This is a genomic window from Agromyces sp. GQ35 (assembly GCF_059758475.1).
Map to the genome: position 1 here is coordinate 383902 of NZ_JCAXEO010000002.1, position 20832 is coordinate 404733.

General features: G+C 69.3%; 19 protein-coding genes and 1 tRNA gene. 1 reads left to right on the forward strand and 19 read right to left on the reverse strand.

Annotated elements, in window-relative coordinates:
* Positions 1-151 precede the first annotated feature (151 nt).
* Positions 152-757, reverse strand: a complete 606-nt coding sequence (locus AC6CH0_RS13785; protein WP_022892009.1) for an ANTAR domain-containing response regulator — start codon at positions 755-757, stop codon at positions 152-154.
* A gap of 36 nt (positions 758-793) precedes the next feature.
* On the opposite strand from AC6CH0_RS13785, the gene AC6CH0_RS13790 reads away from it, so the two are divergent.
* A tRNA-Leu gene (locus AC6CH0_RS13790) sits at positions 794-879 on the forward strand.
* 19 nt (positions 880-898) lie between these two features.
* Here AC6CH0_RS13790 and AC6CH0_RS13795 read toward each other — a convergent pair.
* The 18 genes from AC6CH0_RS13795 to fmt all read right to left on the reverse strand — a co-directional run bounded on the left by AC6CH0_RS13795 (position 899) and on the right by fmt (position 20808).
* Positions 899-1348 (reverse strand): SRPBCC family protein, encoded by a 450-nt coding sequence (locus AC6CH0_RS13795; protein WP_498101802.1) that lies wholly within the window; start codon positions 1346-1348, stop codon positions 899-901.
* A 63-nt stretch (positions 1349-1411) separates the two neighbouring features.
* Positions 1412-2827 (reverse strand): pyruvate kinase, encoded by a 1416-nt coding sequence (gene pyk, locus AC6CH0_RS13800; protein WP_498101804.1) that lies wholly within the window; start codon positions 2825-2827, stop codon positions 1412-1414.
* A 74-nt stretch (positions 2828-2901) separates the two neighbouring features.
* Positions 2902-4359, reverse strand: a complete 1458-nt coding sequence (locus AC6CH0_RS13805) for a glutamate synthase subunit beta (RefSeq protein ID WP_498101806.1) — start codon at positions 4357-4359, stop codon at positions 2902-2904.
* Complete coding sequence (gene gltB, locus AC6CH0_RS13810; RefSeq protein WP_498101808.1) at positions 4352-8944, reverse strand: glutamate synthase large subunit; 4593 nt, start codon at positions 8942-8944, stop codon at positions 4352-4354. Before gltB ends, AC6CH0_RS13805 begins: the two co-directional genes overlap by 8 nt.
* 97 nt (positions 8945-9041) lie before the next feature.
* Positions 9042-10031, reverse strand: coding sequence for a prolipoprotein diacylglyceryl transferase (lgt, locus tag AC6CH0_RS13815; RefSeq protein ID WP_498101810.1), 990 nt, complete (start codon positions 10029-10031; stop codon positions 9042-9044).
* Between the two features lie 57 nt (positions 10032-10088).
* Positions 10089-10874, reverse strand: coding sequence for a tryptophan synthase subunit alpha (gene trpA / locus AC6CH0_RS13820; protein ID WP_498101812.1), 786 nt, complete (start codon positions 10872-10874; stop codon positions 10089-10091).
* Entirely contained in the window at positions 10871-12079 is a 1209-nt protein-coding gene (trpB, locus tag AC6CH0_RS13825; RefSeq protein ID WP_498101814.1) for a tryptophan synthase subunit beta, read from the reverse strand. The genes trpA and trpB overlap by 4 nt, the downstream gene beginning before the upstream one ends.
* Position 12080: 1 nt before the next feature.
* Positions 12081-12854, reverse strand: a complete 774-nt coding sequence (gene trpC / locus AC6CH0_RS13830; RefSeq protein ID WP_498101816.1) for an indole-3-glycerol phosphate synthase TrpC — start codon at positions 12852-12854, stop codon at positions 12081-12083.
* Positions 12854-13084: a DUF6704 family protein gene (locus AC6CH0_RS13835; protein WP_498101818.1), complete on the reverse strand. Its 231-nt coding sequence runs from the start codon at positions 13082-13084 to the stop codon at positions 12854-12856. The genes trpC and AC6CH0_RS13835 overlap by 1 nt, the downstream gene beginning before the upstream one ends.
* Before the next feature lie 34 nt (positions 13085-13118).
* Positions 13119-13832 (reverse strand): Trp biosynthesis-associated membrane protein, encoded by a 714-nt coding sequence (locus AC6CH0_RS13840; protein WP_498101820.1) that lies wholly within the window; start codon positions 13830-13832, stop codon positions 13119-13121.
* Positions 13829-15352, reverse strand: a complete 1524-nt coding sequence (locus AC6CH0_RS13845; protein ID WP_498101822.1) for an anthranilate synthase component I — start codon at positions 15350-15352, stop codon at positions 13829-13831. The genes AC6CH0_RS13840 and AC6CH0_RS13845 overlap by 4 nt, the downstream gene beginning before the upstream one ends.
* Before the next feature lie 16 nt (positions 15353-15368).
* Complete coding sequence (hisI, locus tag AC6CH0_RS13850; protein ID WP_498101824.1) at positions 15369-15740, reverse strand: phosphoribosyl-AMP cyclohydrolase; 372 nt, start codon at positions 15738-15740, stop codon at positions 15369-15371.
* On the reverse strand, positions 15737-16498 hold the full coding sequence (gene hisF, locus AC6CH0_RS13855; protein ID WP_498101826.1) for an imidazole glycerol phosphate synthase subunit HisF: 762 nt from the start codon (positions 16496-16498) through the stop codon (positions 15737-15739). The genes hisI and hisF overlap by 4 nt, the downstream gene beginning before the upstream one ends.
* Before the next feature lie 7 nt (positions 16499-16505).
* Positions 16506-17348 carry an ATP phosphoribosyltransferase gene (gene hisG, locus AC6CH0_RS13860; RefSeq protein ID WP_498102282.1) on the reverse strand — a complete coding sequence of 281 codons (843 nt, stop codon included), beginning with the start codon at positions 17346-17348 and terminating at the stop codon, positions 16506-16508.
* A 44-nt stretch (positions 17349-17392) separates the two neighbouring features.
* Complete coding sequence (locus tag AC6CH0_RS13865; protein ID WP_498101828.1) at positions 17393-17656, reverse strand: phosphoribosyl-ATP diphosphatase; 264 nt, start codon at positions 17654-17656, stop codon at positions 17393-17395.
* 9 nt (positions 17657-17665) lie between these two features.
* A complete protein-coding gene (gene rpe / locus AC6CH0_RS13870; RefSeq protein ID WP_498101830.1) occupies positions 17666-18337 on the reverse strand; it encodes a ribulose-phosphate 3-epimerase in 672 nt (223 codons plus the stop codon).
* Positions 18338-18346: 9 nt separating this feature from the next.
* Positions 18347-19876 (reverse strand): RsmB/NOP family class I SAM-dependent RNA methyltransferase, encoded by a 1530-nt coding sequence (locus AC6CH0_RS13875; RefSeq protein ID WP_498101832.1) that lies wholly within the window; start codon positions 19874-19876, stop codon positions 18347-18349.
* Complete coding sequence (gene fmt, locus AC6CH0_RS13880; protein WP_498101834.1) at positions 19873-20808, reverse strand: methionyl-tRNA formyltransferase; 936 nt, start codon at positions 20806-20808, stop codon at positions 19873-19875. The genes AC6CH0_RS13875 and fmt overlap by 4 nt, the downstream gene beginning before the upstream one ends.
* Between the last annotated feature and the right edge of the window lie 24 nt (positions 20809-20832).

A 20832-nucleotide genomic window follows, 5' to 3' on the forward strand; every position in this document is an offset into this window, starting at 1 on the left:
CGCAAGCCTACAAGCGGCCGACGACACTGCCCGACGGCGCTGCACCACGGCCCGTCGTCGACCGATGACGCGAAGGCGCCCCGACATGCAGACAGCGGATGCCGCGGCGACAGGTGTCGCCGCGGCATCCGCTGTCTTGGAGTGCTGTCGCCTACTTCTTCGCGGCGAGTTGTTCGATGATGGCCTGCGAGACGTCTTTCATGGTGAGACGCCGGTCCATCGATGCCTTCTGGATCCAACGGAACGCCTCGGGCTCGGAGAGACCCATCTTCTCGTTGAGCAGGCCCTTGGCACGGTCGACGAGCTTGCGGGTCTCGAAGCGCTCGACGAGATCGCCGACCTCGGCCTCGAGCGCGATGATCTGCGCGTGCCGGGCGAGGGCGATCTCGATGGCGGGAAGCAGGTCGTTGGGCGTGAACGGCTTGACGACGTACGCCAGGGCGCCCGCTTCGCTGGCACGCTCGACGAGTTCTTTCTGGCTGAATGCCGTCAGGAGCACGACCGGGGCGATGTGGCCCTTCGAGAGCCGTTCAGCCGCGGAGATTCCGTCGAGCTGTGGCATCTTGACGTCCATGATGACGAGATCGGGCCGGAGCTCGGTCGCGAGCGCCACTGCGGTCTCGCCGTCACCTGCTTCGCCGACGACCTCGAAGCCGTTGTCGCGCAGGATCTCGACGATGTCGAGGCGGATGAGGGACTCATCTTCTGCAACGACGACGCGGCGCGGTGCCGGCTGGGTTGATTCGGTGTCTGTCACGCAGGAAAGCCTACGGTATTCTGAGCAGGGCCTCTGGCCGGTGTGGCGGAATGGCAGACGCGGAGCACTCAAAATGCTTTGCCCGAAAGGGCGTGTGGGTTCGACCCCCACCACCGGCACCAGTCGAACGATGCCGCGAGATCACTCGTGAGGCGATGACGCGAGAAACACCCCGCGGCGCTCGATCAGGCGCCGGAGATACGGGCCGACGACGAGTTCGGCGAGGCGACCGAGCGGACCGAGCGGCGCGGCGAAGGCCACCCGGTCGGTCATGAGGGTGCCGTCACCGATCGACTCGAACCGATGCTCATGGCGGAACCACGAGAACGGACCGCTCAGCTGCTCGTCGACGAAGTATTCCGGCCGCTGCATCTCGGTGATCCTGCTCGTCATGCGCAACCGCACACCGAAGTGCCGCGCACTCCAGGTCACCTCTTCACCGAGGCCGATCAGGCCGGACGTCACGCCGTCGACGGCGCGCTCACGGGATGATTCCATCGATGCGGTGTGCGCGTCGATGCTGCGCGACCGATCGAACGCGACTTCGATGCCCACCGGCAACCGGGTACGGCACTCGAACTCGACGACCACTCCTGCAGTCTGACATGCGTGAGGAGCCGGCCCCGACGGGACCGGCTCCTCACGTGAAGACTGCTAGAGCACCTCGCCGACGACGTGCACGCGCACGTCGTTCGTGGTGCCCGGGATTCCGGGAGGGGAACCCGAGATGATGACGACCTTCTCGCCCTTGACGGCCTTGCCGGTCGAGCCGAGCACCTCGTCGACCTGCCCGACCATCTGGTCGGTGTGCGTCACCCGGGCGACGACGTAGGACTCGACGCCCCAGTTGAGCGCCATGCGACGGCGGATCGCAGGGTCGGGCGTGAAGGCGAGGATGGGGATCTTCGAACGCAGCCGGGTCATGCGGCGAACGGATTCCCCGGACTCGGTGAACACGCACAGGTACTTCGCCTCGACGAAGTCGGCCACCTCGACCGCCGCGGCCGTGATGGCACCGGCCTGTGTGCGCGGCTTCGTGCCGAGCGGCGCGATGCGATCGAGTCCGTGCTGCTCGGTGGACTCGACGATTCGCGCCATCGTCTGCACCGTGACGACGGGGTACTCCCCCACGCTCGTCTCGCCCGAGAGCATGACGGCGTCGGCACCATCGAGCACGGCGTTCGCGACATCCGACGTCTCAGCGCGGGTCGGCACCGGGCTGTGGATCATCGACTCGAGCATCTGCGTCGCCACGATGACGGGCTTGGCCAGACGACGGGCGATCTCGACCGCACGCTTCTGCACGATCGGCACCGCCTCGAGCGGCAATTCGACGCCGAGGTCGCCACGCGCCACCATGATCGCGTCGAACGCCTCGGTGATCTCCTCGAGTGCGTCGACCGCCTGGGGCTTCTCGATCTTCGCGACCACGGGCACTCGGCGGCCCACCTCGTCCATGATCTCGTGCACCCGCGTGATGTCGGAGGCGTTGCGCACGAACGAGAGGGCGATGAGGTCGGCGCCGAGCTCGAGTCCCCAGCGGAGGTCGGCTTCGTCCTTCCCTGAGAGGGCCGGCACGTTCACCGCCACGCCGGGCAGGTTGATGCCCTTGTTGTTCGACACGGGGCCGGCGACGATCACCTTGGTGGTGACGACCACGCCGTCGGTCTCGACGACTTCGACTCGCACCTTGCCGTCATCGATGAGCAGGAAGTCGCCGGGCTTCACGTCGCCGGGCAGGCCCTTGAACGTCGTGCTGACGAGCTCCTTCGTACCGATGACGTCTTCGGTCGTGATCTTGAAGATGTCGCCCTCGGCGAGCTCGTGGGGTCCGTCGGCGAACTTGCCGAGGCGGATCTTCGGCCCCTGGAGGTCGACGAGCACGGCGATCGCGCGACCGGAGTCGTTCGCCGCCTTGCGCACGTTCTGGTAGACGCCCTCGTGCACGTCGTAGCTGCCGTGGCTGAGGTTCATCCGTGCGACGTCGACGCCCGCATCGATGATCGCCCGGATCTGCTCATAGCTCGATGTCGCCGGCCCGAGGGTGGCGACGATCTTCGCTCGTCTCATGTGGTGTGTGCTCCTGGTATTCCGCGCGTCAGCGCTTGCGTGTGGTCGGGGCGTGCCGATCGGCACGTTGATGGTCAGATGGAGAACGCCTGCGCCGTCGAGGGGATCGGAGCGGGCAGCAAGGTCTCGCCTTCAAGGTAGCGGTCGACGGCGGATGCCGCAGCCCTCCCCTCGGCGATCGCCCAGACGATGAGCGATTGGCCGCGGCCGGCGTCGCCCGCGACGAAGACGCCGGGCTGGGCTGTCGCGTAGTCGGCCTCGCGAACGAGATTGCCGCGATCGCTGACCTGCAGCTGCAGCTGCTCATCGAGGGAAGCCGTCTCGGGCCCGGTGAAGCCGAGCGCGAGAAGCACGAGATCAGCAGGGATCTCACGTTCCGTGCCGGCCTTGGGCACGCGACGACCGTCGAGGTACTCGGTCTCGGCAACGCGGATCGCGCGCACCTCGCCGACCTCGTTGGAGAGGAACTCGACCGTCGAGGCGAGGAACTGGCGGTTGCCGCCCTCTTCGTGCGCGCTCTGCACCTCGAACACCGTCGGGTGCAGCGGCCAGGGCTGGTGTTCCGGTCGGCTCGCGCTCGGCTCCTTGCCGATCGCGAGGTTGGTCACCGACAGGGCGCCCTGCCGGTGGGCGGTGCCGATGCAGTCGGCACCGGTGTCGCCACCGCCGAGGACGACGACGTGCTTGCCCTCGGCTGTGATCTGGTCGAAGACCTGGTCACCGGCCAGGTGGCGGTTCGACTGCGTCAGGTAGTCCATGGCGAAGTGCACGCCCGGAAGGTCGCGCCCGGGGACGGGAAGGTCGCGCGGCACGATCGCCCCCGTGGCGACCACGACGGCGTCGTAGCGCTCGCGGAGCTGCGACCACGTGATGTCGACGCCGATGTTGACTCCGGCGCGGAACCGGGTGCCCTCGGCCGTCATCTGCGCAAGGCGCTGGTCGAGGTGCTTCTTCTCCATCTTGAAATCGGGGATGCCGTAGCGAAGCAGGCCGCCGATGCGGTCGTCACGCTCGAAGACGGCGACCGTGTGACCGGCACGCGTCAGCTGCTGGGCCGCTGCGAGCCCGGCCGGGCCTGAGCCGACGACGGCGACCGTCTTGCCGGTGAGCCGCCCGGGCGGCTGCGGCTGCACCCAACCGTTGCCGAAGGCCTCGTCGATGATCGAGACCTCGACCTGCTTGATGGTCACGGCGGGCTGGTTGATGCCGAGCACGCACGATGACTCGCACGGGGCCGGGCAGAGCCGGCCGGTGAACTCGGGGAAGTTGTTCGTGGCATGCAGGCGCTCGGCCGCTGCACGCCCCTCGCCCCGGTACATCAGGTCGTTCCATTCGGGAATGAGGTTGCCGAGCGGGCAGCCCTGGTGGCAGAACGGGATGCCGCAGTCCATGCACCGACCGGCCTGCCGGCGGAGCTGTGCAGGGTCGCCCTGCTCGTAGACCTCTTTGAAGTCCATGATGCGCACCGGAACCGGCCGCCGCTTGGGCAGCTCGCGCTCGGTGACCTTCAGAAAGCCTTTCGGGTCAGCCATTGGTCACTTCCAAGATTCGAGTCCAGACGACGTCACCGTCGGGGTCGAGCCCCTCGTCGACCGCGCTCTGGCGGGTGCGGAGCACTGCGGCGTAGTCGCGCGGCAGCACCTTGGTGAATCGGTCGAACGCGACATCCCCGGCAGCGAGGAGTGCTGCCGCGACCGCGGAGTCGGTGTTGGCGACATGCTGCTCGAGCAGGTCGCGAACGATCTCCCGGTCGGCGCTGCCGAGCGGAGAGAGTTCGAGCTCGCCGCTGGCGAGCGACTCGCGGTTGACCTGCCCCTCGTGCAGGCCCAGCACGTAGGCGGTACCGCCCGACATGCCGGCGCCGAGGTTGCGCCCGGTCTCGCCGAGGATCAGCGCGAGGCCGCCGGTCATGTATTCGAGCGCGTGGTCGCCCACGCCCTCGACGACCGCGGTCGCACCCGAATTGCGCACGAGGAACCGCTCGCCGACGATGCCGCGGATGAACATGCTGCCCTGCGTGGCGCCGTAGCCGATCACGTTTCCGGCGATCACGTTGCGTTCGGCGACGAAGCCGCTGTCGCGCGACGGCCGCACCACGATCTGCCCGCCCGAGAGGCCCTTGCCGACGTAGTCGTTCGAGTCGCCTTCGAGTCGCAACGTGATGCCGGCAGGCAGGAACGCGCCGAACGACTGGCCGGCCGAGCCGGTCAGGGTGACGTCGATCGAGCCGGCCGGCAAGCCGTGCTCGCCGCGACGCACCGTGACCTCGTGTCCGAGCATCGTGCCGACGGCGCGCTCGGTGTTGCGGATCGGCAGCTCGATCTCGATGCTGCCTCCCTGCTCGAGCACGAGTCTGCTGCGACGGATGAGCTCGTTGTCGAAGTGCTGGTCGAGCTCGTGGTCCTGCCCGCGCACGTTCCGGCGCGACTCGGATTCGGAGAAGTCGGGCCCGACGAGCACAGGCGACAAGTCGAGACCTGAGGCCTTCCAGTGGCCGATCGCGCGGTCGACGTCGAGCAGTTCGCGTCGGCCGATGATCTCGTCGATCGAGCGATAGCCGAGTTCGGCCAGGTACTCGCGCACCTCTTGGGCGATGAACTCGAAGAAGTTGACCACGAACTCGGGCTTGCCCGTGAAGCGCTTGCGGAGTTCGGGGTTCTGGGTGGCGACGCCGACGGGGCAGGTGTCGAGGTGGCAGACCCGCATCATGACGCAGCCCTGCACCACGAGCGGCGCCGTGGCGAAGCCGAACTCCTCGGCACCGAGGAGCGCGCCGATCACGACGTCGCGCCCGGTCTTCAGCTGCCCGTCGACCTGCACGACGACTCGGTCGCGCATGCCGTTGAGCATGAGCGTCTGCTGCGTCTCGGCGAGGCCGAGCTCCCACGGTGTGCCGGCGTGCTTGAGCGAGTTGAGCGGGCTCGCCCCGGTGCCGCCGTCGTGCCCGGAGACGAGGATGACATCGGCGAGGGCCTTGGCGGTTCCCGCCGCGACGGCGCCGATGCCCGACTGGCTCACGAGCTTCACGTGCACGCGAGCCTTCGGGTTCGCGCGCTTCAGATCGAAGATCAGCTGTTTGAGGTCTTCGATCGAGTAGATGTCGTGGTGCGGCGGCGGCGAGATGAGGCCGACACCGGCGGTCGCGTGCCTGGTGCGCGCGACCCACGGGTACACCTTCGTGGGCGGCAGCTGGCCGCCTTCGCCGGGCTTGGCCCCCTGCGCGAGCTTGATCTGGATGTCGTCGGCGTGAGTGAGGTACATGCTCGTCACCCCGAATCGGCCCGAGGCGACCTGCTTGATCGCGCTGCGGCGCTCGGGGTCGAGCAGACGGTCGAGGTCTTCGCCGCCCTCGCCGGTGTTGGACTTCGCGCCCAGCCGGTTCATGGCGATCGCGAGCGATTCGTGCGCCTCTTTCGAGATGGAGCCGTAGCTCATCGCACCGGTCGAGAAGCGCTTGACGATGGCCTCGACGGACTCCACCTCGTCGATCGGCACGGCCGGGCGGGTACCTGTACGCAGCGCGAACATGCCGCGCAGCGTCATCAGCTCTTCGGCCTGCGAGTCGACCAGCGAGGTGTATTCGCGGAACACGTCGTAGCGCCGGTTCCGTGTGGAGTGCTGCAGTCGGAACACCGTCTCGGGGTTGAAGAGGTGGGGCGAACCGTCGCGACGCCACTGGTACTCGCCGCCGGTCGTCAGGCGCTCGTGGGCGCGGACCGCGACATCCTGCGGGTACGCCTGGGTGTGTCGCTCGAGGTTCTCGGCCGCGATCGCATCGATGCCGACACCACCGAGCTTCGACGTCGTGCCGGTGAAGAACTCGGCGATGAACTCCTGATCGAGGCCGATCGCCTCGAACGCCTGCGCGCCGGCATAGGACGAGATGGTCGAGATGCCCATCTTCGACATGATCTTCAGCACGCCCTTGCCGAGCGCCTTGATGACGTTGCGCACGGCAGCTTCGGGCGTGACGCCCGTGATGACGCCGGAGCGCACGAGGTCTTCGCACGTCTCCATCGCGAGGTAGGGATTCACCGCGGATGCCCCGTAGCCGATGAGCAGGGCGACGTGATGCACTTCACGCACATCGCCGGCCTCGACGACGAGACCGACCTTCATACGATTCTGCGAGCGGATGAGGTGGTGGTGCACGGCGGAGAGCATCAGGAGCGACGGGATCGGCGCCAGGTCTTTGTTGGAATCGCGATCGCTCAGGACGATGAACGCCGCGCCGGCCTCGATCGCCTCGTCGACCTCTGCGCAGATCGCCGTGAGGCGGTTGCGCATGGCGTCGGCGCCGTCGTCGAAGCGGTAGAGGCCGCGCACGGTGACCGTCGTACGACCTCCGGGGGTCGGGTCGATGTGCACGATCTTCGCGAGTTCGTCGTTGTCGATCACGGGGAACGTGAGCGACACCTGGCGCGCGTGCTCAGGGCCGGCGTCGAGCAGGTTGCGCTCGGGGCCGAGGGAGGTGCCGAGCGAGGTGACGACCGCTTCGCGGATCGAGTCGAGCGGCGGGTTCGTCACCTGGGCGAACTGCTGGGTGAAGTAGTCGAAGAGCAGGCGCGGGCGCTCGGAGAGCACGGCGATCGGCGTGTCCGAGCCCATCGCGCCGAGCGGTTCCTGTCCGGTGCGCGCCATCGGCGCGAGCAGGATCTTCACCTCTTCCTCGGTGTAGCCGAAAGTGCGCTGGCGCCGATTGACGGATGCCGGCGGGTGCACGATGTGCTCCCGCTCGGGCAGGTCGGCGAGCTGGATGCGTCCCTGCTCGAGCCAGTCGCCCCACGGTTCGGCGGCGGCCAGCTCGGCCTTGATCTCGTCGTCTTCGATCAGGCGGCCGGCCTCGGTGTCGACGAGGAACATGCGCCCCGGCTGCAGCCTCCCCTTGCGCACGATGCGGCTCTGCTCGATGTCGAGCACGCCGATCTCGCTCGCGAGCACGACGAGTCCGTCGTCGGTCACGACGTACCGGCCCGGGCGGAGTCCGTTGCGATCGAGTGTCGCGCCGACGAGCGTGCCGTCGGTGAACACGATCGCAGCCGGGCCGTCCCACGGTTCCATGAGCATCGAGTGGTACTCGTAGAACGCGCGACGCTCGGCGTCGATCTCGGTCTGGTTCTCCCACGCCTCGGGCACCATCATCATGACGGCGTGCGGCAGGCTGCGGCCGGCGAGCGTCAGCAGCTCGACGACCTCGTCGAACGAGGCGGAGTCGCTCGCGCCTGGCGTGACGATGGGCAGGATCGGGGCGAGGTCGCCGAGCAGCTCGGACTCGAGCTGCGACTGGCGCGCACGCATCCAGTTGCGGTTGCCCTGGATCGTGTTGATCTCGCCATTGTGGGCGATCATCCGGAACGGCTGCGCGAGAGGCCACGACGGGAAGGTGTTCGTCGAGTACCGCGAGTGCACGAGTGCGAGCTTCGACGCGAAGCGCTCATCGGAGAGATCGGGGTAGAACGGCTCGAGCTGCAGCGTCGTGACCATGCCCTTGTAGACGACCGTGCGGCTCGAGAGCGACGCGAAGTACAACTCGAGCTCGCGTTCGGCGCGCTTGCGCAAACGGAACGTGAGGCGGTCGAGCTCGATGCCCGACACCGTTGCACCGTTCGACGACTTCGCGACGGCCTGCACGAACAGCTGCTGCACGACCGGCATCGCCGCGCGCGCCAGCGTGCCGAGTTCTTCGGGTCGCACCGGCACCTCGCGCCATCCGATGACCGAGAGGCCTTCGGATGCCGCGAGCCCGACCAGGCCCTGCTTGACCCGACTGCGCGCCGTGGGGTCGACGGGCAGGAAGGCGTTGCCGACCGCGTACGACCCGGCGGCCGGGAGCGGGAACGTCGTCACCGCGCGGAGGAACTCGTCGGGCACCTGCGTGACGATGCCGGCGCCGTCGCCGGTGCCGGCGTCGGAGCCGACCGCTCCACGGTGCTCGAGGTTGCGCAGGGCGTCGAGCGCCGCGGTGATGATGTCGTGCCCGGCAGTGCCGCGCAGGGTCGCGACCATCGCGAGGCCGCAGGCATCTTTCTCGGCGGCAGGGTCGTACATGCCCTGGGCAGCCGGAACGGTACCGAACCTCGAGAAGGGTGGGGTGAGCGACACGTGAACCGTCCTCATCAACTAAGTGTGCAGCGGGGGACGTCGTCGGCCCATCAAGGGAATGTCGCGGCGCGTGGTGCGGCGTCGCTTCGGAGAACGCGTTGGTGGGGCGTGCCTACGGTGAGGGGGTTCGGCTGGGGCTTGTGGCCGCCGTCACGCCCGGTTCGCTCTCGCCCTCGACACCATCGTCGAGAGAGTCGGAGTCGGACTCGGTGTCTTCGGAGTCTACCTCAGCATCGGGAGCACTCCATTCACGCCCCGCCACGTACGGACTCGGCTCGTCGCCGGTGTGCCGACGGCGTTGCACGAGGATCAGCACGATGCCGAGCACGATGGCCGCGAACGACGCCCAGACGTTGACCCGGATGCCGAGGAACATCTCGCTCGGGTCGACGCGGATCGACTCGAAGAACGAGCGGCCGGCGCCGTACCAGATGAGGTAGATGCCGAACGCCTTGCCCCAGCGCAGGTTGACCTTGCGCTCGAGCAGGATGATGACGGCAGCGCCTGCGAGGTTCCAGAGGAGCTCGTAGAGGAACGTCGGGTGGAAGAGCGTGCCTTCCGCAAGGCCCTGCGGCCACGCGACGTTGTCGTACTCGATCTCGAGACCCCAGGGCAGGTCGGTCGGCGAGCCGAAGAGCTCGTGGTTGAACCAGTTGCCGAGCCGGCCGACCGCTTGCGCGACGAGCAGGCCGGGAGCGAGTGCGTCGGCGAACGACCAGAAGCGGATGCCGGTGAACTTGCAGCCGATCAGCACACCGACGGCACCGCCGATGAGCGCGCCGTAGATGGCGTTGCCGCCTTCCCAGATCGCGAAGACCTTCCACCACTCCTGGCCGGCGAAGTAGTCGAGCGGGTGCGTGAAGACGTGGTAGAACCGGGCGCCGATGATGCCGAGCGGCACCGCCCAGAGCGCGATGTCGAGCACGATGCCGGGCTCGGCGCCACGCTTCGTGAGCCGTCGCGAGGTGATGATGACGGCGAGGATGATGCCGACGAGGATGCAGAGCGCGTAGGTCTGGATCGACAGGACACCCCACGGCACCGGAATCTCGAGGGTGCGCCACGCGGGGTCTGGGCTCGGAATGCTGAACGGTACGATCACGCCGGCTTATGCCTTTCCTCGGTTGCGTCGGCCGCTGACGGCCTCAATGAGCGTACTTCACTCCGCGCGGGTGCCGCGCGCCAGCTCCGCGGCGAGCTCGCCGACGGCGGCGACGCCTCCGGTCGCGAGCGCGTTCACGAGCGCCGAGCCGACGATGGCGCCCTCGGCGTACTCGAGTACCTCTGCGACCTGCGCTGCGGTGGAGATGCCGACGCCGACGCAGCTCGCGAGCGCACCGGCAGCGGTCAAGCGGTCGACGAGCCTGCGAGCAGCACGGTCGACGTCGCTGCGGGCACCGGTGATGCCCATGGTCGAGACGGCGTAGACGAACCCGCGGCTCGCTTCGATGGCCTGCTGGATGCGAACATCGCTCGAGGTCGGCGCCGCGAGGAACACCCGGTCGAGACCGGTGCGCTCGGATGCCGCGATCCACTCCGCCGCCTCGTCGGGAATGAGGTCGGGCGTGATGAGACCCGCTCCCCCGGCTGCGACGAGGTCGTCGGCGAAGCGATCGACGCCGTACTGCACGACGGGGTTCCAGTAGGTCATGATCAGCACCGGGGCATCCACCCGTGCGGTGATGCGGCGAAGTGCCTCGAAGCCGTCGGCGAGCCGGAATCCGTTCGCGAGCGCCTGCTGCGTCGCCGCCTGGATGACCGGGCCGTCCATGACGGGGTCGGAGTACGGCAGTCCGAGTTCGATGATGTCGACGCCGTGCTCGACGATCGCCACCGCCGCCTCGACGCTCTCGTCGAACGTCGGGAAGCCCACCGGCAGGTAGCCGATGAGCGCGCCCCCGGCCTCGTCGTTGCGACGGCGGATGACGGGACCGGCCGTGTTCATTCGGCGTTCTCCTGGTCGTAGAGCTCGAAGTAGCGAGCGGCGGTGTCCATGTCCTTGTCGCCGCGACCCGAGAGGTTCACGAGGATCGTGGCCTCCGGCCCGAGCTCGCGACCGAGCTCGATGGTGCCGGCGAGGGCGTGGGCGGACTCGATCGCCGGAATGATGCCCTCGGTGCGGGTGAGCAGGCGCAGGGCCTCCATTGCCGCGGCGTCGGTGACCGGTCGGTAGTTCGCCCGGCCGAGTGCGGCGAGCCACGAGTGCTCGGGGCCGACACCCGGGTAGTCGAGGCCGGCCGAGATCGAGTGCGACTCGATGGTCTGCCCGTCGTCGTCTTGCAGCAGGAAGCTGCGCGCGCCGTGCAGCACCCCGGGGCGACCCTTGGTGATGGTCGCCGCGTGTCGCTCGGTCTCGACTCCGTCGCCGCCCGCCTCGAAGCCGTAGAGCGCGACGTCGACGTCGTCGAGGAAGGCGTGGAAGATGCCGATCGCGTTGGAGCCACCGCCGACGCACGCCGCGACCGCCGTCGGCAGCCCACCCGTGAGGTCGATGACCTGCTGGCGCGCCTCTTCGCCGATGATCTTCTGGAAGTCGCGCACCATCTCGGGGAACGGGTGCGGTCCGGCGACGGTGCCGAAGATGTAGTTCGTCGACTCGACGTTGGTGACCCAGTCGCGCATCGCCTCGTTGATCGCGTCTTTCAGCGTGCGCGAACCTGCGGTCACCGCGATGACCTCTGCGCCGAGCAGCCGCATGCGTGCGACGTTCAGGGCCTGCCGCTCGGTGTCGACCTCGCCCATGTAGATGACGCAGTCGAGCCCGAAGAGTGCGGCAGCGGTCGCCGTCGCGACGCCGTGCTGGCCGGCGCCCGTCTCGGCGATCACCCGCGACTTGCCGATGCGCTTCGTGAGGAGCGCCTGGCCGAGCACGTTGTTGATCTTGTGCGAGCCCGTGTGGTTCAGGTCTTCACGCTTCAGGATGACCCTGGCGCCACCGGCGTGCGCGCCGAAGCGCGGCACCTCGGTGATGATCGAGGGTCGCCCGGTGTAGCTGCGGCCGAGCTCGGCGAGCTCGGCGCCGAACGCCGGGTCGAGCTTCGCGAGGTCGTAGGCCTCGCCGAGTTCATCGAGGGCGGCGACGAGGGACTCGGGCACGAAACGCCCGCCGAAGTCGCCGAAGTACGGACCGGTCTGCGCTCTGAGCGCCATGTCACACCGCCAGGAAAGCTGAGAGGTTGGCTATCGGGTCGCCGCCCGTGACGAGCGCCTCGCCGACGAGCACGACGTCGGCGCCCGATGAGCGGTAGTGCGCGACGTCCGCCGCCGACAGCACCGCCGACTCCGCGACGCGGATCGCGCCATCGGGGAATCGGGGCGCCAAGCGGCCGAACAGGTCGCGGTCGAGTTCGAAGGTCGAGAGGTCGCGGGCGTTCACGCCGATGAGTCGTGCGCCGAGCGCCGCCGCCCGCTCGAGCTCCTCAGCCGAGTGGGTCTCGATGAGCGGCGTCATACCCAGCTGCACGATGAGGTCGTAGAGCTCGCGGAGCGTGGCGTCGTCGAGCGCCGCGACGATCAGCAGCACGAGGTCGGCACCTGCCGCGCGCGCTTCGAAGACCTGGTACGCAGTCGCGATGAAGTCCTTGCGGAGCACCGGCAGTGCCACGGCCTGTCGCACGGCCTCGAGGTCGGCGAGCGAACCGCCGAACTTTCGCCCCTCGGTGAGCACGCTGATCGCGCTCGCTCCGCCCAGTTCGTATCGGCGGGCGAGGGCGGCGGGATCAGTGATCGACGCGAGCGCGCCCCGCGACGGGCTCGACCGCTTGATCTCGGCGATGACCTTGACGTGCGAGGCCGGCCGAAGCGCAACGAGCGCGTCGAGTGCCGCGGGTCGCGCGAGCGCTGCCGCCTCGACGTCGGCGAACGGTGCGCTCTCGCGGCGCGCCTGAGCATCGGCGACTGCATTCGCCGTCAACTCGGCGAGCACTAGTGCGCCTTTTCGGTGACCTTCGAGCCGCCGACGCCGTAGCCGGCGCGTCCGAGCGCCCAGCCGACGAGGAGGCCGATGACGAGGAGCCCCGCCGACGCCCAGACGAGCCACTGCAGGTCGAAGAAGAAGGCGACGGTGCCGATCGTGACCGCGACGAGCATGATCGTGACGGCGGTCCATGCCGCGGGCGAGTGTCCGTGGCCGGGATCTGCGGTCTCAATGCTCATGATGCTCCTTCGTGCGGGGTTTTCGTCGGTCAGTCTAGCGGCTTGCACCGCTGGGGCTCTCGTCGCCGGTCGGGTCGTCGACCTCGCCCGTCGAGGAGCCGTGGTCGGAGTCGGCGGTTCCGTCGAGGCCTGGCTCGGTGGGATCGTCGCCGCGGCTGAGGCCGTCCCAGTCGTCGATGGCACGGTCGGATGCCGGTCGCTCGACCTCGGCGGCGGCACCTTCGTCGGCGAGACGTGAACCGCTGTAGCGGCGCGACGAGACGGGCCAGTGGCGGCCGGTCACGAGCACGGCCAGCGACGCGAGCACGAGCACGACGCCGCCGAGGACGGCGACCCATGGCCATGGCGTCGCGGTGACGGATGCCACGAGCTCGGCGGTCGGCACGGCGCCGGCGACTCCCGTGGCGTCGGTGACGGCGGGTGACACGGAGCCGATCGGATCGGCGAGCGACAGGCCGGCGGCGAGCAGCACGCACCCGCCGACGAGGACGCCGAGGAGGCCGAGCACGAATCGGATGCCGGGGCCGGCGATGCCGAGCGCGGGAGCCACGGCGAGCCCCGCGAGGCCGAGCGCCGCGAGCGCGGGTGACGCGACGCCACCCGCCACGGCGATCGGCTCGCCGGCACCGACGGGGGTGCTCGCCTCCACCACGAGCTCGAACCAGGTCTGGCTCCACGAGAGCAGCACGAGCCCGGCGCCGACGATCGCGGCGAGGATCGACGGCAGCTTCATGCGAGCGGGCGTCATGACTCCACCCGCCGCATGGCGTTCGCGACCGCGACGGCGCGCAACGGTGCTGCAGCCTTGTTGCGCGACTCCTGGTACTCGGACTCGGGATCGGAGTCCGCGACGAGACCGCCCCCCGCCTGCACCCTGGCCACGCCACCCGAGATGGTCGCGGTGCGGATCGCGATCGCGAGATCGGCGTCGCCGCCGAACCCGAAGTAGCCGACGACACCGCCGTACACACCTCGCTGCGCCGGCTCCAGCTCGTCGATGATCTCGAGTGCGCGCGGCTTCGGCGCTCCCGAGAGCGTGCCCGCGGGGAACGTCGCGCGGAAGACATCGATCGCGTTGGCGCCCGGCACGAGGTCGCCCTCGACCGAGGAGACGAGGTGCATGATGTGGCTGAACCGCTCGACGCGCATGAACTCGGTCACCTCGACGGTGCCCGCCTCGCAGACCTTCGCGAGGTCGTTGCGCGCGAGGTCGACGAGCATGAGGTGCTCGGCCTGCTCCTTGGGATCGGCGAGCAGCTCGGACTCGAGGTCGGCGTCACCCTCTGGCGTGGCGCCGCGTGGCTTCGAACCGGCGATGGGGTGGGTGAACACGCGGCCCTGCTGCACCTTGACGAGCGCTTCGGGCGACGAGCCGACGATCCAGTACGGCTCCCCCGACGTGTCCTCCAAGTGCAGGAGGTACATGTACGGGCTCGGGTTGAGGCTGCGAAGCACGCGGTACACGTCGATCGGGTGCGCAGTCGCCTCCTGTTCGAAGCGCTGCGAGATGACGACCTGGAAGATGTCGCCGTCGCGGATGTACTCCTTCGAGCGGTCGACGGCCGCCAGGAAGTCGGCCTTCTCGGTGCGGTGCACCGGGTCGGCAGCACGGGTCAGGTCGATCTCGGCGAGCCACGTCTCGGCCGGCTGCGCGAGACCGCGCTGCAGTCGATCGAGGCGTGTCTGCGCCTCGCTCCACAGTGCTTCGGCCGCGTCACCGCCGTCGTTCAGCACCGACGCGATGAGCTGCACGGTGCCGGTGCGGTGGTCGATGACGATGAGCTCGGAGACGAAGGCGAACGCCTGGCCGGGCATCGGGAACTCCGACGGTGGACGGTTCGGCAGGTGCTCGATCTGACGGATCGCCTCCCACCCGATGAAGCCCACGAGACCGCCGGTCAGCGGCGGTGCCCCTGGCACGTCTTCGGTGCGCCACCGCTCGAACAGGGCTTCGAGGGCCGCCAGCGGCGCGAGCCCCACGGCATCGCCGAGCGCCCGCTCCGCGCTCAGGCCGTAGTCCTGCCACACGACGCCGCCGTCGCGCTCGGTGAGAACTCCGTACGAGGAGACGCCGACGAAGGAGTACCGCGACCAGATGCCGCCCTGCTCGGCGGATTCGAGCAGGAACGTGCCCGGGCCTCCGGCGAGCTTGCGGTAGATGCCGACCGGAGTCTCGCCGTCGGCGAAGAGTTCACGCACGACGGGCACGACCCGGCGCCCGGCGAGCAGGGCGGTGAACTCCTCGAAGGTGGTCGTGGCGTCGGCCAACGTGTGCTCCTCGTCGTCAGTCGGCGGGCGGGAATCCGGCGGTCACGGCGATCGGGTCGCCGTCGAAACAGGTGCGAGTGCCGGTGTGGCATGCCACCCCGACCTGCTCGACCCGAACGAGCAGGGTGTCGGCGTCGCAATCGAGCGCCGCCGACCGCACGTACTGGGCATGCCCCGAGGTGTCGCCCTTGCGCCAGTACTCCTGGCGCGAGCGCGACCAGAACGTGACACGACCCTCGGTGAGGGTACGTCGCAGCGCCTCGCGATCCATCCAGCCGAGCATGAGCATCTCGCCGGAGTCCCATTGCTGGATCACGGCTGGCAGCAGGCCGTCGGAGTTGAACACGGCGCGGTCGAGCGCCTCGCCGACCGTCGATTCGGTGCTCATCGCACGATCCTCCCGTCGGCCGCCAGCGCGGCCTTCACCTCACCGATCGACAGCTCGCCGTTGTGGAACACGGATGCCGCGAGCACGGCATCGGCGCCCGCCGCGATCGCGGGCGCGAAATGCGCGACACTGCCCGCGCCGCCGGAGGCGATCACCGGCACGCTCGAAAGCTCGTGCATCAGCGCCGTGAGCTCGAGATCGAAGCCCTGCTTCGTGCCGTCGGCATCGATCGAGTTGACGAGGAGTTCACCGGCGCCGAGCTCGATCGCCCGCCGCGCCCAGTCGAGCGCGTCGAGTTCGGTCTCGGTGCGCCCGCCGTGGGTCGTCACGACGAAGCCGGAGGAGGTGCTCGGCGAACGCTTGACGTCGAGCGAGAGCACGAGCACCTGGGCGCCGAAGCGGTCGGCGATCTCGGCGATCAGCGACGGGCGCGCGATCGCGGCACTGTTCACGCCGATCTTGTCGGCACCGTGGCCTTGCAGTCGAGCGACGTCGTCGACCGAGCGGATGCCGCCGCCAACCGTGAGCGGGATGAAGACCTGCTCTGCGACACGCTGCACCATGTCGTAGGTGGTCGAGCGATCGTCGACCGTCGCGGTGACGTCGAGGAACGTGAGCTCGTCTGCCCCCTGCTCGGCGTAGCGCGCAGCGAGCTCGACGGGATCACCGGCATCGCGCAGGTTCTGGAAATTGACGCCCTTCACGACGCGGCCTGCGGCCACGTCGAGGCACGGGATCACACGGACGGCGAGGGACACTGCGCTCTCACAACCGCGCCGCGTGAATGGCGCCGACGAGGATCGCCCGCGCCCCGAGCTCGTACAGCTCGTCCATGACGTGGTTCATGTCGACCCGCGGGATCATCACCCGCACGGCGACCCACTCGGGGTCGTGCAGCGGCGAGACCGTCGGGGATTCGAACCCGGGCGCTGCCGCCGTCGCCCGCTCGAGGTGCTCGAGCGGCACGTCGTAGTCGAGCAGCACGTACTGGCGCGCGACGAGCACGCCCTGCAGCCGGCGGAGCAACGTCGAAGCACCGGGCTTGTCGACACCGGAGCCGATGAGCACCGCCTCGGAGTCGAGGATCACCGGGCCGAAGATCTCGAGACCGGCCTGGCGCAACGTCGAGCCCGTTGAGACGACGTCGGCGACCGCATCGGCGACGCCGAGCCGCACCGCGGACTCTACGGCGCCGTCGAGCTTCACGAGCTTCGCCGGGGAGACGCCGCGACCGGCCAGGAACGATCCGACCAGTCCGGGATAGCTCGTCGCGACGCGAACGCCGTCGAGGTCGGCCAGTTCGGAGAACGCGCCCGCCGGACCCGCGAAGCGGAACGTCGAGTCGCCGAATCCGAGTGGCGCGATCTCGGAGGCATCCGAACCCGAATCGAGGAGGAGATCGCGGCCCGTGATGCCGACATCGAGAGCGCCGGAGCCGACGTACGTCGCGATGTCGCGCGGACGAAGATAGAAGAACTCGACCCCGTTGCGGGGGTCGGCGGTGTGCAGGTCGCGCGGATCGCGGCGACCGGTGTAGCCCGCCTCCCAGAGCATCTGGGCGGCGGTTTCAGCGAGCGAGCCCTTGTTGGGCACGGCGATTCGGAGCATGTTCTGGCTTTCGTGTCGACGGTTCTGATCGGCCATGAGCGTGATCAGAGATGTCGGTACACGTCGGCGGGCGCGAGCCCCTTCGCGAGCATCAGCACCTGCAGGTGGTAGAGCAACTGCGAGATCTCTTCTGCCGTCTCGTCGTCGCTCTGATACTCGGCGGCCATCCACACCTCGGCCGCCTCTTCGACGATCTTCTTGCCGATGGCGTGCACGCCGGCGTCGAGCTCGCGCACCGTGCCAGAACCTTCAGGGCGGGTTCGGGCTTTGGATTCGAGCTCGACGAAGAGGTCGTCGAAGGTCTTCACCCTTCTAGGCTACCGGTGCGTGTGGGTGTGCGAGGACGCGGCGTCACGAAGCTCGACGATGCGGTCGGCGGGCACCTCGGCACCGAAGACCGCAGAACCGGCGACGAAGGTGTTCGCGCCCGCCTCGGCCGCGATGCCGATCGTGTCGAGCGAAATGCCACCGTCGACCTGGAGCCAGACGTCGAGGCCGCTCTCCCGCACGGTGCTCGCGAGCCGGGTGAGCTTCGGCATGGTCTCGGCCATGAACGACTGGCCGCCGAACCCGGGCTCGACCGTCATCACGAGCACCTGGTCGAACTCGGTCAGCAATTCGAGGTACGGCTCGACGTCGGTACCCGGCTTCAGTGCGATGCCGGCTCGTGCACCGAGGCTGCGGAGTCGTCGCGCGAGCGCCACCGGATCGGCGGCCGCCTCGGCATGGAAGGTCACCGAGAACGCCCCCGTCTCGGCGTATGCCGGCGCCCAGCGGTCGGGGTCGTCGATCATGAGGTGCACGTCGAGCGGAATCGGGCTGACCTGCTGCAGACGCGCGACCATCTGCAGGCCGAAGGTGAGATTCGGCACGAAATGGTTGTCCATGACGTCGACGTGCACGAGATCGGCGCTCGCGATGCGCCCGAGCTCGTGCTCGAGGTTCGCGAAGTCGGCAGCGAGGATGCTCGGGTTGATCCGCGTCGTCATGCAGCCACCCTATCGATCCGCGCCGAGCACGCCGGCTGCCTCGTCGCCGATGTCGCGTCGCTTCTGCACGAGCGCGATGAACATCGCATCGGTGCCGTGCCGGTGCGGCCACAGCTGCACGGTCTCTGCATCGCCGGCCAGGTCGAGCGGATGCCGCGACACCCCTTCGACGACGGCGCGCGTGTCGAGCTGCACCGCTGCATCGCCGGCCCTCCGAAGTGCCGCGCCGAGCGTGCCATGCGTCTCCGCGGTGTGCGGGGAGCAGGTCACGTACGCGAGGATCCCGCCGGGTGCGAGCGCTGCGAATGCGCTGTCGAACAGCTCACCCTGGAGCTTCGTCAGCTCCGCGACATCCGCCGGCGTCTTGCGCCACCGTGCCTCGGGGCGCCGGCGCAGCGCACCGAGGCCCGTGCAGGGCGCGTCGAGCAGAATCCGGTCGAAGCCGCCGGGCGCACCGAGCGCACCGAGATCGAGGTCGCGGCCGTCGCCGACGTGCACCTCGACGTCGAGCGGGACGCCCGAGATCGCGTTGCGCACGAGTTCGGCGCGCGCCGGCACGGCCTCGTTCGCCGTGAGCGCGACGCCACCACCGCTCAGCGCCTCGGCGGCGAGCACCGCGGTCTTGCCGCCCGGCCCGGCGCAGAGGTCGAGCCAGCGCTCCCCCGGCCGCACGGGCACGGCGCGACTGAGCGCGAGCGCGGCGAGCTGGGATCCTTCGTCCTGCACGCGGATACGCCCGCGAGAGCCCTCGGCGGCGGCGATCGGATCGGCCGTGACACCGCCGATCGGCGAGAACCGGTCCGGTTCGAAACCGTCGATTTCGTCGGTGTCGACGTCGAGTCCGGGCAGCACGGCGAGGTTCACCCGCGGCGCGGCGTTGTCGGCGTCGAGCAGCGCTTCGAGCTCATCGGCACGGCCCTCGCGATCGAGGGCAGTGCGAAGCGCACGCACGATCCATTCGGGATGGCTCGTCGCCCCCGCAAACCGGGCATCGACGCCGACCGAGTCCTCGACGACGCGCTCGCGCCATTCTTCCGGCGTCGTGCGCGAGATCGTGCGGAGCACGGCATTCGCGAATCCCGCCGCCTTCGGCGCCACCCGCCGAGCGAGCTCGACCTGTTCATTGACCGCGGCGTGGGTGGCGACCCTCGTGGCGAGCAGCTGGTGCGCACCGAGCCGCAGCACGTCGAGCACCGCCGGATCGATCGCGCCGGCCGGGCGATTCGCGGCGAGCTCGATGACGCGATCGTAGAAGCCCTGCATGCGCAGCGTGCCATAGGTCAACTCGGTTGCGAACGCCGCATCGGCCCGGTCGAGACCGGCCCGGCGGATGCGCACCGGCAGCAACAGGTTCGCATACGCCTCGTCTGCCCGCACCGCCTCGAGCACCTCGGCCGCGACGATCCTGGCCGGCGCGATGAGCGGCTTCGACGCTCGGGCGCCCTCGGCGCGGCGCGGCTGCCCGGCACGTGCGCCGCGCTTCCCTGGCGCGCCACGACCCTCGCGAGCACCGCGGCCTGCAGCGTCGTCGCCGCTCATCGGGCCACCGCCGTGATTCGCCCGGTGCCGCGCCACCAGTCGGCGGCGTCCATCACCGGCTTGCCGGCCGGCTGCACTCGTCGCAGCTGGAGCGGCGTCGTGGCGGTGCCGATCAGCAGCCGCCGCGCGTCGAGGCGCAGCTCACCGGGCGCCAGGCCCGGCACATCGACGGCATCGACGATGCGGGCGAGCTCGGCGACCTTCACGCGCTGCTCGTCGAGCATCGTCCATGCGCCGGGCTCGGGCGTCACGCCGCGGAACCGTGCATGCACCGCGGCAGCGGGGAGCGACCAGTCGAGGCGCGCGTCGTCGATGGCGAGCTTCGGCGCGAAGCTCGGATCGCCCGTCTGCGCACTCGCACGCGCGGTGCCCGCCGCGATGTCGTCGACGACGTCCGCGAGCAGTTCCGCACCCGAGACGGCGAGCTCGTCGAGCAGTTCCCCGGCCGTCTCATCACCACCGAGCGGATGCCGCAGGGTCGCGAAGACCGCACCGGCATCGAGCTCGGGAACGAGCTGGAAGACCGCTGCGCCGGCGACCTCATCGCCGGCGATGAGGGTGTGCTGCACGGGGGCGGCGCCGCGCCAGACGGGGAGCAGGGAGAAGTGCAGGTTGATCCACCCGTGCACCGGCGTCGAGAGGAGGGGTTCGCGAACCAGCCCGCCGTAGGCGACGATGACGCCCAGATCGGGCGCGAGGTCAGCGACCCGGGCTGCAGCGTCGGCATCGAGGCGATTCACCTCGATGAGCGGCACTCCCAGCTGGCCTGCCGCTTGCGCGACCGGAGACGGGGTCAGGAGCCGCTTGCGCCCGAGCGGCGCGGGCCGCCGCGTGACGACGCCGACGAGATCATGGCCGCTCGCCGCGAGGCGTTCGAGCGACGGAACGGCGACGGCAGGAGTGCCGGCGAAGACGATGCGGAGCTTCTGCACACTCCATTGTCGCCGACAGGGCCG

What these genes read in the sequence shown, in the direction of transcription:
- pyk (WP_498101804.1), bottom strand. Translation starts at nt 2,827, where the DNA reads ATGAGACGAGCGAAGATCGTCGCCACCCTCGGGCCGGCGACATCGAGC.
- AC6CH0_RS13805 (WP_498101806.1), bottom strand. Translation starts at nt 4,359, where the DNA reads ATGGCTGACCCGAAAGGCTTTCTGAAGGTCACCGAGCGCGAGCTGCCC.
- gltB (WP_498101808.1), bottom strand. Translation starts at nt 8,944, where the DNA reads ATGAGGACGGTTCACGTGTCGCTCACCCCACCCTTCTCGAGGTTCGGT.
- trpA (WP_498101812.1), bottom strand. Translation starts at nt 10,874, where the DNA reads ATGAACACGGCCGGTCCCGTCATCCGCCGTCGCAACGACGAGGCCGGG.
- trpB (WP_498101814.1), bottom strand. Translation starts at nt 12,079, where the DNA reads ATGGCGCTCAGAGCGCAGACCGGTCCGTACTTCGGCGACTTCGGCGGG.
- AC6CH0_RS13835 (WP_498101818.1), bottom strand. Translation starts at nt 13,084, where the DNA reads ATGAGCATTGAGACCGCAGATCCCGGCCACGGACACTCGCCCGCGGCA.
- AC6CH0_RS13840 (WP_498101820.1), bottom strand. Translation starts at nt 13,832, where the DNA reads ATGACGCCCGCTCGCATGAAGCTGCCGTCGATCCTCGCCGCGATCGTC.
- hisI (WP_498101824.1), bottom strand. Translation starts at nt 15,740, where the DNA reads ATGAGCACCGAATCGACGGTCGGCGAGGCGCTCGACCGCGCCGTGTTC.
- hisG (WP_498102282.1), bottom strand. Translation starts at nt 17,348, where the DNA reads ATGCTCCGAATCGCCGTGCCCAACAAGGGCTCGCTCGCTGAAACCGCC.
- rpe (WP_498101830.1), bottom strand. Translation starts at nt 18,337, where the DNA reads ATGACGACGCGGATCAACCCGAGCATCCTCGCTGCCGACTTCGCGAAC.
- AC6CH0_RS13875 (WP_498101832.1), bottom strand. Translation starts at nt 19,876, where the DNA reads ATGAGCGGCGACGACGCTGCAGGCCGCGGTGCTCGCGAGGGTCGTGGC.